Annotated in this window: 9 protein-coding genes; 6 read left to right on the top strand and 3 right to left on the bottom strand. The window is 59.1% G+C overall.

Going from position 1 to position 15149, the window contains the following annotated elements; genetic code table 11:
* Nucleotides 1-5 precede the first annotated feature (5 nt).
* From PS14A_RS11315 to PS14A_RS11300, 4 genes are all read left to right on the top strand, one after another.
* The gene (locus PS14A_RS11315) at nucleotides 6-1421 is read left to right on the top strand and encodes a sigma 54-interacting transcriptional regulator (RefSeq protein ID WP_212616194.1); all 1416 of its coding nucleotides are present in this window, start codon (nucleotides 6-8) and stop codon (nucleotides 1419-1421) included.
* A gap of 273 nt (nucleotides 1422-1694) precedes the next feature.
* Complete coding sequence (locus PS14A_RS11310; RefSeq protein WP_212616193.1) at nucleotides 1695-3086, top strand: GntP family permease; 1392 nt, start codon at nucleotides 1695-1697, stop codon at nucleotides 3084-3086.
* 7 nt (nucleotides 3087-3093) lie between these two features.
* Entirely contained in the window at nucleotides 3094-3867 is a 774-nt protein-coding gene (gene hbdH, locus PS14A_RS11305) for a 3-hydroxybutyrate dehydrogenase (protein WP_212616192.1), read from the top strand.
* Nucleotides 3868-4017: 150 nt separating this feature from the next.
* Nucleotides 4018-5973, top strand: a complete 1956-nt coding sequence (locus PS14A_RS11300) for an acetoacetate--CoA ligase (RefSeq protein ID WP_212616191.1) — start codon at nucleotides 4018-4020, stop codon at nucleotides 5971-5973.
* Nucleotides 5974-6021: 48 nt separating this feature from the next.
* Here the strand turns inward: PS14A_RS11300 and PS14A_RS11295 are convergent, their stop codons facing one another.
* Together PS14A_RS11295 and PS14A_RS11290 are read right to left on the bottom strand one after the other, a co-directional pair.
* Nucleotides 6022-9777, bottom strand: coding sequence for a hypothetical protein (locus tag PS14A_RS11295; RefSeq protein WP_212616190.1), 3756 nt, complete (start codon nucleotides 9775-9777; stop codon nucleotides 6022-6024).
* A gap of 131 nt (nucleotides 9778-9908) precedes the next feature.
* Nucleotides 9909-11018: a PilT/PilU family type 4a pilus ATPase gene (locus tag PS14A_RS11290; RefSeq protein ID WP_137213445.1), complete on the bottom strand. Its 1110-nt coding sequence runs from the start codon at nucleotides 11016-11018 to the stop codon at nucleotides 9909-9911.
* A gap of 110 nt (nucleotides 11019-11128) precedes the next feature.
* On the opposite strand from PS14A_RS11290, the gene PS14A_RS11285 reads away from it, so the two are divergent.
* Complete coding sequence (locus tag PS14A_RS11285; RefSeq protein ID WP_212616189.1) at nucleotides 11129-13666, top strand: PAS domain-containing protein; 2538 nt, start codon at nucleotides 11129-11131, stop codon at nucleotides 13664-13666.
* Between the two features lie 52 nt (nucleotides 13667-13718).
* Entirely contained in the window at nucleotides 13719-13994 is a 276-nt protein-coding gene (locus tag PS14A_RS11280) for a peptidylprolyl isomerase (protein ID WP_007912322.1), read from the top strand.
* 125 nt (nucleotides 13995-14119) lie between these two features.
* Here PS14A_RS11280 and PS14A_RS11275 read toward each other — a convergent pair whose 3' ends face one another.
* Nucleotides 14120-15043, bottom strand: a complete 924-nt coding sequence (locus tag PS14A_RS11275; RefSeq protein ID WP_212616188.1) for a sugar kinase — start codon at nucleotides 15041-15043, stop codon at nucleotides 14120-14122.
* Between the last annotated feature and the right edge of the window lie 106 nt (nucleotides 15044-15149).

Genomic DNA, 15149 nt, shown 5'->3' with positions numbered 1-15149 from the left:
CCTCCATGAACACCACCGAAAGCCTCAAGGACTACCAACGGGTGCGCACCCTGGCGATCCGTTCGCTGTTCGAGATCATCGAGCAATCCAGCGAAGGCACGGTGATTGTTGACCGCGATGCGAATATCGTCTGGATGAACGAACGCTACGCCCGGCGCTTCGGTCTCGATTCAGCGGCAGGCGCTATCGGCAAACCCTGCGAAAGCGTGATCCCCGGCAGCCTGCTGCGCGAGGTGGTGCGCACCGGTCGGCCGATTCTGCTGGACATGCAGGACACGCCAAAGGAACCGCTGGTGGTGATGCGCCTGCCGATCCACGACGATGCCGGCAGCGTGATCGGCGCCATCGGTTTTGCCCTGTTCGACGAGTTGCGTACGCTGTCGCCGATGCTCAAGCGCTACCTGAGCATGCAGGAAGAACTCGCCTCGACGCGCTCGCTGCTACGTGCGCGGCAAACCAAATACAACTTTGCCCACTTCATCGGTACCAGCGCTGCCAGCCTTGAAGTCAAACGCCGTGCGCGCCGCAGTGCCAGCGCTGATTCGCCCGTCTTGTTGCTGGGAGAAACTGGTACCGGCAAGGAGTTACTCGCACAAGCCATTCACAGCGCCTCGCCCCGTGCGCACAAAGCCTTCGTCAGTATTAACAGCGCAGCAATTCCCGAGGCCCTGCTCGAGGCCGAGTTCTTTGGCACGGCACCCGGCGCCTTTACCGGCGCTGATCGCAAGGGCCGCACCGGCAAATTGCAGATCGCTCAGGGCGGCACGCTGTTTCTCGATGAGATCGGCGATATGCCGCTGCCCCTGCAAAGCAAACTGCTGCGCGTGTTGCAGGAAAAGGAGTTCGAGCCGGTCGGCTCCAACGAAGTGATACAGAGCGATGTGCGGGTAATCGCCGCGACTTCGACGGATTTGCAGGCTGCGATCAAGCGTGGCGAATTTCGCGCCGATTTGTACTACCGCCTCAACGTACTGCCGATCCAGGTGCCGCCGCTGCGTGAACGTCTCGATGATCTGCCGGCGCTGAGCGAGGCGATTCTCGAAGAACTGCGCAGCCAGCATGAACTGCACCGCGACGCGCTGGCGTTGCTCGGCCAGCATGCGTGGCCGGGCAACATCCGTGAGTTGCGCAATGTGCTGGAGCGGGCGGCGTTGCTCAGTGATGATCTGATCCTGACCGAGCAGGATATTCGCGGCGCGATTGGCACGTTTACTCCGGTTGAGCGAACGGCCGAGCCGAGCATGCAAGCCTCCGCTGGGGAGACATTTGCACAGGCGCGGGCGCGGTTTGATCGGCAGTTGATCGAGTCGACCCTGGCGCAATGCGCGGGGAAAGTGCCGGAGGCGGCGGTTCGGTTGGGGCTTGGGCGGTCGACGCTGTACAAGAAAATGGCTGCGCTCGGGATTGCCGAGTCTATATAAAGAGACACTGATCTCATATCTTGGATAGTTTTTTAAGGATCAAAAGATCGCAGCCTTCGGCGGCTCCTACAGGGAAGATACGTATTTCCTTGTAGGAGCTGCCGAAGGCTGCGATCTTTTCGGTCTCACAAACGAGACAAATTCTCCGGCACAATCTCATTCCTTCATGAAATGTCTATAGATATCAACATGTTAGGTATTTGGCACAGTAATCGCTAACACCTCTCCACACCCGTTCCACCCACAAAAATAACAATCCTGGAGAGACACACCATGAGTGTGATCATTGCCTTGACAGCCCTGACGCTGCTGATGCTCGCCGCCTACCGTGGCTACAGCGTCATCCTCTTTGCCCCGATCGCCGCCCTCGGCGCGGTCCTGCTCACCGATCCGTCCGCCGTTGCCCCTGCGTTCACCGGGGTGTTCATGGACAAGATGGTCGGTTTCATCAAGCTCTATTTCCCGGTATTCCTGCTCGGCGCGGTGTTCGGCAAGCTCATCGAATTGTCCGGTTTCTCGCGCTCGATCGTCGCCGCTGCGATTCGCCTGCTTGGCACCAGACAAGCGATGCTGGTGATCGTACTGGTCTGCGCCCTGCTGACGTATGGCGGCGTGTCGTTGTTCGTTGTGGTCTTCGCCGTTTACCCGTTTGCAGCGGAGATGTTCCGCCAGAGCAATATCCCCAAACGCTTGATCCCGGCGACCATTGCCCTGGGTGCATTCTCCTTCACCATGGACGCCCTGCCCGGCACGCCGCAGATCCAGAACATCATCCCCAGCACCTTCTTCAACACCACCGCATGGGCGGCGCCGTGGCTAGGTGTGATTGGCACAATCTTCGTGTTCTGCGCCGGCATGTTGTTTCTCCAGCGCCAACGCAACAAGGCACAGCGTGCCGGTGAAGGTTACGGCACTGAACTGCGCAACGAACCGGAAACCGCCGAAGACCTGAAGCTGCCCAACCCTTGGATTGCCCTGTCACCTTTGCTGGCCGTGGGCATCATGAACCTGCTCTTCACCCAGTGGATTCCGCAGTGGTACGGCAAGACTCACAGCCTCGCGCTGCCGGGCATGGCCGCGCCTGTCACTACCGAAATCGCCAAGCTCACGGCGATCTGGGCGGTGCAGGCGGCGTTGCTGGTCGGCATCCTCATGGTGCTGGCGTTCGGCTTTAAGGCGATTAAAAGCAAGCTCGCCGAAGGCAGCAAAAGCGCAGTCAGCGGTGCCTTGCTGGCGGCGATGAACACGGCGTCTGAATACGGCTTTGGTGCAGTGATCGCTTCGCTGCCGGGTTTCCTCGTGCTGGCCGACTGGCTCAAGCAGATTCCCAATCCGTTGGTCAACGAAGCGATCACCGTGACGCTGCTGGCGGGCATCACCGGTTCGGCCTCGGGCGGCATGAGCATTGCGCTGGCGGCGATGTCCGAGCAGTTCATCAGCGCGGCGCACGCGGCGAATATTCCGCTGGAAGTGCTGCACCGCGTGGCAGCAATGGCCAGTGGCGGCATGGACACCCTGCCGCACAACGGCGCGGTAATTACCTTGTTGGCGGTGACCGGGCTGACCCACCGCGAAGCCTATAAAGACATTTTCTGTATTACGCTGATCAAGACCCTGGCGGTTTTCGTGGTGATCGGCACTTTCTACGCCACTGGCATTGTGTGAGGTATTCATGACCACTCTTTCCGGCAAGACAGCCTTGGTAACCGGCTCCACCAGCGGCATCGGCCTGGGCATCGCGCTGACTCTCGCGAAAGCCGGCGCCAACCTGATTCTCAATGGCTTCGGCGACGCCTCGAAAGTGATCGCCGACGTCGCTCAGTACGGCGGCAAGGTTGGCCATCATCCCGCCGATGTCAGCGACCCGGCGCAGATTGCCGACATGGTCGCCTACGCCGAGCGCGAGTTTGGCGGCGTCGACATTCTGGTCAACAACGCGGGGATTCAGCACGTTGCGGCGGTAGAAGAGTTTCCTGTTGAGCGCTGGGACTCGATCATCGCGATCAACCTGTCATCGGTATTCCACAGCACCCGTTTGAGCCTGCCGGGCATGCGCCGCAAGAACTGGGGCCGCATCATCAATATCGCCTCGGTGCACGGCCAGGTCGGCTCCACCGGCAAAGCCGCGTACGTCGCCGCCAAGCATGGCGTGATCGGCCTGACCAAAGTGGTCGGGCTGGAAACTGCGACCAGTCAGGTGACTTGTAACGCGATCTGCCCTGGCTGGGTGTTGACGCCGCTGGTGCAGAAGCAGATCGATGATCGCGCCGCCAAGGGCGTCGATCCGCAGCAGGCGCAGCATGATCTGCTCGCGGAGAAACAGCCGTCGCTGGAGTTCGTCACGCCGCAGCATCTGGGTGAGCTGGTGCTGTTCCTGTGCACCGAGGCCGGCAGCCAGGTGCGCGGCGCGGCGTGGAATATTGATGGTGGGTGGTTGGCGCAATAAACATCTGGCCATTGTGGGAGCGAGCCTGCTCGCGAATGCGGTGTATCAGGCACAGTTCGGGATACTGACACAACGCTTTCGCGAGCAGGCTCGCTCCCAAAGGGATTGATCTCCCTGGCCTGTACGAATCAGACAAGAAGAGGCAACCCCATGTCCGATATCCTCTGGCAACCCGACGCCCAGCGTATCGCCCGTTCTCGTATGGACGTCTTCCGGCGCGAGATCAATCAGCGGCATTCGCTACACCTCGACGACTATCCCGCCCTGCACCAATGGAGCATCAATCAGCGCCCGGCGTTCTGGCAGGCGATCGTCGATTTCTTCGACATCCGCTTTCGCACTCAGCCCGACGCCGTCTTGCGTGAAGGTGCAGAGATGCCCAGCGCCGAGTGGTTTCCCGGCGCGACGTTGAATTTTGCTGAACACCTGCTGCGCCGTCGCGATGATGCCGTGGCGGTGGTTGCTGTGGCGGAGAACGGCCAGCGCGAACAACTGACCTGGGCCGAACTGGCCGAGCACGTCGCCGGTTTCCAGGCCAGCCTGCGCGCGGCCGGCGTGGCTCAAGGCGATCGTGTAGCCGCGTGCATGCCCAATACCTGGCAAACCCTGGTGGCGATGCTGGCTACCACCAGTCTCGGCGCAATCTGGTCATGCTCGTCGCCAGACTTCGGCACCCACGGCGTGATCGATCGCTTCGGCCAGATCGAACCGAAAGTGCTGCTCACCTGCGCCGGTTATCAATACGCCGGGAAAACCCTCGATCAGAGTGCCAAGCTCAACGAAATCCTGGCACAGCTGCCCTCGCTGCAGCAGTTGATCATTGTGCCGTACGCCCGTGCGCAAGCGCGTATCGAGGATTATCAAACCCAGGCCGACGTCGCCTTGTGGGAAGACTTCTATCAACCTGGCGGCCAACCGGATTTCACCCCGGTGCCGTTCAATCATCCGCTCTACGTGCTGTACTCCAGCGGCACCACTGGCGTGCCGAAATGCATCGTCCACAGCACCGGCGGCGTGCTCCTGCAACATGTCAAGGAGCACGGGTTGCATTGCGACCTCGGCCCCGGTGATCGCCTGTTCTACTACACGACCTGCGGCTGGATGATGTGGAATTGGCTGGTTTCAGCGCTCGCGGTTGGCAGCGCCGTGGTGCTCTACGACGGCTCGCCGTTTCATCCGGACCATCAGCGTTTGCTCGACCTGATCGACGACGAACGCATCAGTGTGTTCGGCACCAGCCCCAAGTTTCTCGCCACGCTGGAAAGCAGCGGCGCCAAACCACGGCAAAGCCATGAGTTGAGCAGTTTAAAAACGCTGCTGTGCACGGGCTCGGCTTTGTCACCACAAAGCTACGATTTCGTTTACCGCGACGTCAAAACCGACGTGTGCCTGGCCTCGATGTCCGGTGGCACCGACATCGTCTCGTGCTTCGTCAACGGCAATCCGCTGACAGCGGTACGGCGCGGGGAAATCATCGGCAAAAGCCTGGGCATGGCCGTCGAGGTCTGGAACGACGCTGGCCGGCCGGTGATCGGCGAGAAAGGTGAGCTGGTGTGCACACGGCATTTCCCGGCAATGCCGATCGGTTTGTGGAATGACACGGAGGGCACAAAACTGCGCGAGTCCTATTTCAGCCTGTTTCCCGGCGTCTGGGCGCAGGGTGATTATGCCGAGCAGTTGGCGCACGGCGCGATGATGATCCATGGGCGTTCGGATGCGGTGTTGAACCCGGGCGGCGTGCGTATCGGCACGGCGGAAATCTATCGTCAGGTCGAGAAAATCAGCGAAGTGCTGGACAGCGTCGCCATCGGCCAGCAGTGGCAGGATGATGTGCGTGTCGTGCTGTTCGTGCGTCTGCGCGATGGCGTCGAACTCGATCAAGGGCTTGAGCAGCGCATCCGCGATGTCATCCGCGCCAATACCACGCCGAGGCATGTCCCGGCGCGGATCGTTGCAGTGACGGACATACCGCGCACCATCAGCGGCAAAGTCGTGGAACTGGCCGTGCGTAATGTGGTGCACGGCGAACAGGTCAAGAACACTGATGCGCTGGCCAATCCCGAAGCGCTGGAACAGTTTCGGGACCGGCCGGAGCTTGTTGATTGAAAACGACACTGGCGCCTCCATCCAACAGGTTGGCGGCAGTGCTTTTCATCAGCGAGGTTTGTTCAGGGTAATGACGATTGGCTCGCCAATGGCCTTGCCTGCATTGGCCTCGAGTGCGCCGCGCAGGATCGTCATGTTTTCATCGAAGGTAGCTTTATCGGTAGCCAACTGACTCAACAGCGAGGTCGCCAAGGCCAGCGAGTCGGCGTTTTCGAAGGCTCTGGACGGCGCGTGGCAGTTTGTCCCGGTGTCCGACTCACGCAGGCAGCCGGCAGCCAGATTCAGCAGTTCCGTCACGTCCAGGCGCTGGCCATCGTCACTTGTGTGCACGGCGTCGCTGGCATAGCCGACATCATCGGTTTGCGCACTGGCGTGGAACAGCTCATGAATCAGGTCGTCGGCAACCACGTCGTGGTTGAAGCCCATGCTGACGAAATGTCTGTTTAGGTTTTTTGTATAGACCTGCACAAACGCGATGTCGGCGCCTTGTTCTGACCCCGCGTCTTTCCAGCGTTGGTAATTGTCCGCATCGAACGATGCCAGGGTGTCGTTGATCTTGAGCCCGTCCAGAACCATGTTGCTCAAGGAAAAACCGGCGAAATCGAAACGAATCAAACGCAGGTAGTTCACCAGGCGATCAGTGGATATCTGTGAGGCACTGCCGAACACGATCTTCATCAGTGACTCGCGATCGCGTTTGAAATCATGACGGTTGAAGACTTCGATCGCGTTATCGATCTTGGCCCGCGCGCGCGGCAGACTTCGCTCGATAAACTTGCGCGTATAGCTGAGCGGCAATGTGCGTTGCGAATAGGGTAACTGCACCGGGGCGTGATACGCGAAACCATCCAGGGGCTGGCCCCAGAGGTTGCCGCGTCGGTTCAGTGCGTACCATTTGTCACCACGGCGGGCAGCAAGTACGCCAACGGCATCAGCGGTTGCGCGGGGTCGCCAGCTCCCCAGCCCCAGTTGCACATTATCGGCAGCCTCCAGCAGATCCCAGGATTGCCGGCGGCCACTGATCTTGTGCAACTGCCCACTGGCTTTGAGGATCAGGTCGTGACTGTTTTTATTGAACCGCAACAACCCTTTGTGCAGCAGTTTGCCGCCCGCTTGCAGGCCGGATGGCACACCGTCGAACGGATTGAAAAGTGAAATGGCCGAAGTCAGCGCCAGGCGGGTGAAGCGCGCGGCTTTGGCCGTCGTGGAAATAGCCTTGGCGCAAATGCTCAGCGCCTTCGAGCTGGCGCCAGCGACGGTTCCCACGAGACCGATGCCATCCATCAGACATCCGTAAAACCCGTCGACCATTTTGTTGTGGTCGCCCGAAACGATGTCCTCGATGCATTTCTTGAACGGAACCAGCAGGTCGATGAAGTAAGTCAGCAGTCGCTCACCCTCTTCTTTGGAAAGTTCCAGTGGAGTCGGTATGCGCACGAGTTCTCTTAGTTCGCTCCTGTTCAAAAACGGACGGTTATTCACCAGAAATTCAGCGATGCGCGCGATCGCCGGATCATTGAATTTCTGATAGAAGCCCGGCTTCAGTTCCGAAGACTGCATCGGCGCTGCAAGTTCACCGAAGTAATCGATGATCGCCATGCTGCTGGTAACCGAAGTGTCTTCGGCCGCTGCATGGGTATAGCGTTTGATGTTTAACGGCAGGCGTTGAGTTGCGGTGCGAGTCAGGGGCAGCGTCATGTTGGCGCTGGCACTGATCCGCGAACGTTGCAGGAACTTGCGCTCGCGTTTGATGAGAGCTCCCAGCGCATCATTTTTTCGGGTTTCTGCACGCGAGGTGAATAACTCATAACAGAGCTCGGCGTTTTCATGTGACGCATACATCACTATGCCGAAACGTCCTGTGGCGGCATCCCGGCTTTGCAGCGTCTCTTGTTCAAGGCCAATGCCGAGGGGGCCGCCGGCCCGACGCGTGACGACATAGACGGCAGATTCGCGCACAGTGAAAAAGTTGATGCCTGCATTCATGAATATCTGCAGATCGGCTTCCGGCATCTGCGCCAGGGCCAGTTTTACAGCGGACAGCATGCCGCTGTTCAACGCCTTGAAATGCGCAGCCAACTGCCGGTCCAGCTCAAGCTCGCAGGATTCGAGTTTGAGTAATCCCGGATAACGCGTGTACAGGCTGATACGCGACGGATTGTAATCAATGGCGGGAAGAAGAAGCCCTTGATTCACCAGGCGTACGGTGCGTCTGTCCCATTCACCGGTAGCCATGTCTCCCGATTGATGCAGATCGACCATTGACATGACTTGCTGCCCGCCTTGCTCGGAAAGCGCTTTCTCGTCGAGGGTGTCGCAACCTGGCGCGGCTTTTTTCAATTGAGTCCGGGCTATTTCTGCACGATTGGGCAACGGGGTCGAGAACGCACGGGCTACCTGCGCGAATTGCTCCGAATGTCGCTCGAAGGCATCAAGTGCAAGCCGTGTACTGGCCTCCTCTGATTGTTCGAGCTCAGTCCTGGCGATAATCCGGTTCAGCAATGCCCAATCGACAATCGGGTCGATCATCGCCAGATCGCGCAGATGTTTCTGCGCTTCACTGACTGCCTCCAGCTCGCCATAGGCAATGATCTGCGCATAGGTCATGACTCGCGAAGCTCCAGCCTTTGCCGCTTCAACCAGCGCAACCGCACGAGTAAGGTTGATCCAGGCGATCGAGCCGAGCGTAACCGTGGCCGGCACTTCAATGACCAGAAACTCCGGCGCGTTGCGAGCCAGAAGCAGATGGGCGACCAGGGGCGACAGCTCCGGATCAATCCAGCGCTTGTTGCGAACAAACTCGACGTACTCGTCGCGAATTTCTGAAGGATGACGTTCAAGATTGCCGGGCGAATACAGATCGCGGCGGTTGATTGAGTGACTGTTGCCAATGGATGGATCGAGATCAAGCAACACTGCGGTTATCAACAATTGGTGAAGGGTATTTGCGCAGACCGCTTGTCCCTCATTAACGCCATACCAATTCAGTTCTTTCAAATAACTGCCAGCGAGCGCCAGCGCGATTGGATGTTCAACGCATTCGGCAATGCGCTGCGCTGCGTTTTCAGCGGATATAGCGGCGCGGCCGGAGACGTTGTACAGAGCGGTCAGTAATTTGCGTTTGGGCATCAACTTCGCCGTGGCCTTGCGAATCTCCGAGAACTGCTCTTCAGATAGTGCTACCAATACATCATCGGTCGTTTGAAAGTGCTCCCAGTAATCCCCGGGCTCTTTTACTTCAGGCGCAAACCTGAACAAACCGAGCAGATTCCTGACCTTGGCATTATTGTCAGGCAAGTCGATGTCATGAAACTTGAACCATTGATCGAGAGTGACATCCAGATCAGGCCATATGAAACCACCGGCTACATCTGCTATATCCGCAATCACCATCAACGCAGATCCTGTCGGCTGACTGATTTCAAAGTGACGCGCCGCGACCAGATCCACCCAACCTCTGTCGGCGCGGACTTCCATCTTGCCCTCTGGCGACACTCGTAGCAGTCCGTCATGATCGCGCGCCTCTTCGCGGGCAAGTGCGCCGACGACAGGGCCAGTTTCGAGCAACTCCGCAAGCAGAAGCCTGCCGGGGTTATAGATATCGTGAAGTGAAGAGCCCGGCTGCAGTTCTACTTCACGCGCATACCAGTTGATTATTTGATCGTCGCTGTATTCATCCAGCGCTTGCTCAAGATGAGCCAATACCTGCTCACGTTCCATCGCATCTGCTGCGGATTGATATTGCCAGCCTGCCAAAGTAACTTTTGCAGGGCGGAATATCTTGTCTTTCTTCAAGTCAATCATTAAAAGCCTCATCAAACCAACTAGCTGACCATTCAGCCTGATGAGGTTTTATCCAGTTCAACGCCAGCGATCCATAGGTTAAATATAAAGCAGTGTTTCGACATGCAACTTGAATCCCTGCAAGCTACTCGTCAGTCGATCAAACCCCATTCTCCTGAAGTTGAATCGCCCGCGCCTTTTTGATCGCCCTGAAGTTTGATTCGCAACTTCAGGTTATTCACCGAATCGGCATTCTTGAGTGCTTCCTGCTCGCTGATTGCGCCTTCTGCATACAACGCAAACAGTGCCGCGTCAAATGTCTGCATACCGAGTTCGGCTGACTTTTCCATCATCGGCTTGAGTTCTTCGAACTGGCCGCGTCGGACCAGGTCAGCGATGGTCGGCGTACCCAGAAGAATTTCAACTGCCGCGCGCCTTTGCCCATCGACAGTGCGGAGCAGACGCTGCGAAACACAGGCTTTCAAGTTGTTGCCCAATGTCTGCAAGAGCTGATCGCGCTTTTCCTCGGGAAACATATTGATGATGCGATCCAGTGCCTGATTGGCGTTCGTCGCATGGAGCGTCGACAGGACAAGATGGCCGGTGTCGGCAAACGACAGCGCATGTTCCATGGTTTCGCGATCACGGATCTCACCGATCAGTACGACGTCCGGAGCTTGGCGCAGAGTGTTCTTCAAAGCCGCATGAAAGCTTCGGGTATCGACGCCGACTTCACGCTGATTGATGATCGAGCGCTTGTGCCGATGGATATATTCGATCGGGTCTTCGATCGTCACGATGTGCCCGGCACTGTGGCGGTTGCGGTGATCGATGAGTGCCGCCAGCGAAGTCGATTTGCCTGAACTGGTCGCGCCGACAAAAAGAATCAGGCCACGTTTGAGCATCACCGTTTCCAGCAACACTGGCGGCAGCTTCAGGTCTTCGAATCGCGGGATGTCGACCTTGACGTTGCGGATCACGATCGAGACGTCATTGCGCTGCTTGAAAATGTTCACCCGGAATCGCCCGACGCCCGTTCGGGAGATTGCCAGGTTCATTTCCAGATCCCGGTCGAACTCCCGGCGCTGCTCGGCGTCCATCAGGGAGGTGGCGATGGCTGCGGTTTCACCGGGCTTGAATGGCTGCTCGCGCAACGCCGTCAGCACACCGTCAATGCGAGCGCTCGGGGGCGCGCCGGTAGAGAGGAACAGATCCGAGCCGTTTTTTTGCGACAATATTGACAACAGTGCATCGATTTCCATGGCTGAAAGCACCCGCGAAGCATTGAATGAGCAGATTTGGCCTACGCTTGGCGCGGCTCCTGCAACAATGATAGACCCCGTCTCACCGAACCACGCTCAGGATTGAAGTAATGAACGCTGTATCCGCCGTTGACGACGCCCAGGCCCTGATTGCCCGCACCGACTGGAGCCGCAGCCCGCTGGGCGCTGCCGGCACCTGGCCGCAGAGCCTGCGCACAGCGGTGGACATCGTGATTCATTCGCCGATGCCGATGCTGCTGTTATGGGGCCCGCAACTCACGCAGATCTACAACAATGGTTTCGCCCTGCTCGCTGGCAGCAAGCATCCCGAAGCGTTCGGGCAACCGACGCATGAGGTCTGGCCGGAAGTACGAGACTTTTCCGAGCCGATTTACCAGGCGGTGCTGCAGGGTCAGGTGCGCAGCTTCAGCGAGCAGCGGTTCAGCGTGCAACGCGACGGCAAAAAAACCGATTTCTGGCTGGATCTGACCTACAGCCCGATTCGCGATGAAACCGCACAGGTGGCCGGGATTCTGATCACCGCCATCGAAACCAACGAGCGCCGACGCATTGCCCTGGAATTGCAGCGTCGCTCCGAAGAAAGCCTCAAGGCCCAGCGCCAGTCCGAGGAGCGTCTGCAACTGGCCCTCGCCGCCACCGACGCCGTCGGCACCTGGGATTGGGACATTGGCGAAGACCGTTTCATCGCCGATGCGCATTTTGCCGAGTTGCACGGCGTGGATCCGGCCAGGGCCGGGCAGTTGCCGATCAGCGACTACCTGCACGGCGTGCATCCCGAAGACCGCGCCATGGTTGCGCGCGGCATCAAGCACTGCATCACCCACGGCACCGAGTACGCTGAAGAATATCGCTTGTTGCAGGCCGACGGCACGCTGCGCTGGATCTTCGCGCGAGGGCGTTGCTACAAGGACCATCATGGTCGGCCGATGCGTTTCCTCGGCGCAGCGCTGGATCTGACTGAACGCAAACACACCGAACAGGCGTTGCGTCAGAGCCAGACCGAACTTCAACTGATCATCAACGCCATGCCGATCCTGATCAGCTACGTCGACGCCGAGGAACGTTTCCGCCTGAACAACGCAGCCTATCTCGACTGGTACGGCCTGACGCCGCAGGAGCTGTATGGGCGCACGATCCGCGAAGTCATCGGCGAAGAGGCCTACTTCCTGCGCGCGCCTTATATCGCCGAAGCGCTGGCCGGACGCTCCTGTTCCTTCAGTTTCTACACGCCGCACCGCGATGGCAGTACCCGTCATGCGCTGATGAACTATCTGCCCCGGCATGGCGCGGACGGTGCGGTCAACGGCTTCTACATCTTTGTCATCGACGAAACCGAGCGCAAGAAAACCGAAGAAGCCCTGCGCAATCTCAATGAGACGCTTGAAGAGCGGGTCAGCGCGCGCACCGAGCAACTGGCTCAGGCCAACGAGCGCTTGCAGAACGAAATGTTCGAACGCGAGCGCGCCGAAGATGCCTTGCGCCACGCGCAGAAGATGGAAGCCGTCGGCCAGCTTACCGGCGGCATCGCCCATGACTTCAACAACATGCTCACCGGCATTATCGGCAGCCTGGACTTGATGCAGCGCTACATTGCCAATGGTCGCGCCGACGAGATCGGCCGTTTCACCGAGGCGGCCGTGTCATCGGCCAATCGCGCGGCGGCGCTGACCCATCGCTTGCTGGCGTTTTCGCGGCGTCAGTCGCTGGACCGCAAGCAACTGCACGTCAACGAACTGGTGCATTCACTGGAAGACCTGATCCGCCGCACCAAGGGCGATGCCATCGAGCTGCATCTGCGCTTGCCGGAAGACTTGTGGCCGGTGAGTACGGACGTCAGCCAACTGGAAAATGCCTTGCTCAATCTGGTGATCAATGCCCGCGATGCGATGCCCGAAGGCGGCACGTTGCTGATCCAGACCGCGAACGTGTATCTCGACAGCAGCGACATCACCATTCTTGAGCCGGTGAAGGCCGGCGAATACGTGATGCTCGCGGTCAGCGATAACGGCACCGGCATGACTCCGTCAATCCGCTCCAAGGCGTTCGACCCGTTTTTCACCACCAAACCGATCGGCCAGGGTACCGGGCTCGGGCTGTCGATGATCTACGGTTTCGCCCAGCAGTCCGGCGGTCATGTCAGCCTCGACAGTGTGCCGGGGCAAGGTACTTGCGTACGTCTGTACTTGCCGCGCTTGCTTGAGCCGACGCCCGAATCCTCGTCTGTGGAGAAAGCCGAACCGATTGCCGCTTCATCTTCAGGCGAGACCGCGATTGTGGTCGAGGATGATCCGGCAGTGCGCATGCTGGTGCTCGATCTGCTCAAGGAACTGGGCTACACAACCTTCGAAGCGGAAAACGCCAAGACCGCCCTGCCCGTGCTCGAGTCCGTGCAACGCGTCGATCTGCTGGTTACCGATGTCGGCCTGCCGGGCATGAACGGACGCCAGTTGGCGGAGATTGCTCGCCAGCATCGTCCGGGGCTTAAAGTGCTGTTCATGACCGGTTACGCGCAGATTGCTGCCGAGCGCCAGGGCTTCCTTGAAGAAGGCATGGACATGGTCGCCAAGCCCTTTGTCCTTGAAGTGCTGGCGAGCAAGATCCGCAAGTTGAGCAACCCGACCCTGTGACTTGAGGCATAATCGCGCGCCCCGCCGTCACCCCGTTATCAGGTATTGCACGATGAAAGCCCAAGCCCGCCACATTCTGGTGAAAACCGCCGAAGAGGCCGAACAACTCAAACAGCGCATTGCCAAGGGCGAAGCGTTCGATGTGCTGGCGAAGAAATTTTCCACCTGCCCGTCCGGCAAACGCGGTGGCGATCTGGGCGAAGTACGCCCGGGGCAGATGGTCGGCGCGATTGATGCGGTGATTTTCAAGAAACCGCTGCGTACCGTGCATGGGCCGATCAAGAGCAAGTTTGGGTATCACCTGGTGCAGGTGTTTTATCGGGATTGATTGCTGCTTCTGCGTAGGAGCTGACGAGTGCAACGAGGCTGCGATCTTTTGACTCTGCATTTTCGGATCAAGATCAAAAGATCGCAGCCTCGTTGCACTCGTCAGCTCCTACAGGGGAATGCATTTCAAGTTCGGGGTATCAGCGCTCCGGGCACTTGAATCACCCGACTGGCCAATTCATGTCCTGCTTGCGCGGCCTCTGCCGGACTGCCGCCGAGCAGGCGCCTGGCCAGGTACGCCGCGCTGAACGAATCCCCTGCCGCCGTGGTGTCGACAACCTTGTCGACCTTTTGCGCCGGCACTTCAAACGCCTCACCGTCGCAACGAATCAGACACGCCTCGGCGCCACGCTTGAGCACCACTTCTGGCGTGCCAATCTGCGCATACGTCGCAAAAACCTCGGCGCAATCGCCGAAACCGAACAGCGCCTGTTCGTCATCCACGGTCAGCAACGCCAGATCAACATAAGGCAAGACGCTGCGATACGCCGCTCGCGCCTCGTCCACCGACGCCCACAGGCGTGGGCGGTAGTTGTTGTCGAACACAATGCGCGCATCGCGTTGTCGGGCTTCGCTCAACGTCTTGATCAACCGGGCGCGGCCTTGCATGCCGAGTACCGCGAGGGTGATGCCGCTGAAATACAACACGTCGTAATCCGGCAGGGCCGCGAGGATCGGCTCTGCCGCAGGGGTGGTGAAGCAATCGCGCACCGCCGCTTCGTTGCGCCAGTACAGGAAACGCCGCTCGCCGTGGGCGTCGGTCTGGATGCAATACAAACCGGGCAGCCGACCGGGCAAACGCTGCACCAGATCGAGGCCGATGCCTTCGCTGCGCCAGATCTGGCACATGGCGTCACTGAAACTGTCATCGCCCAGCGCGGTGACGTAGTCGACTTGCGCCTTGTCGTCCAGCGCACGGGACAGATACACCGCCGTATTGAGGGTGTCGCCACCGAAGCTTTGCTGCAGACTGCCGTCGGCGCGTTGCTGCAGTTCGATCATGCACTCGCCGATCAGGGCGATGCGCGGGGTGTTGCGGAGGATTTTCATTGGGCGGGATCTCTGGGGGTTCGGTGGTGGCTAAGCGGGCGTCTTCGCGAGCAGGCTCGCTCCCACAATGGAACGCATTGATCTTGTGGGAGCGAGCCTGCTCGCG

The sequence above is a fragment of the Pseudomonas sp. 14A genome (assembly GCF_018132745.1).
In the GTDB taxonomy this organism is placed as follows: domain Bacteria; phylum Pseudomonadota; class Gammaproteobacteria; order Pseudomonadales; family Pseudomonadaceae; genus Aquipseudomonas; species Aquipseudomonas mercuritolerans.
Note: the sequence above shows the minus strand (reverse complement) of the source record. Positions and strands in the feature narration are given on the sequence as shown.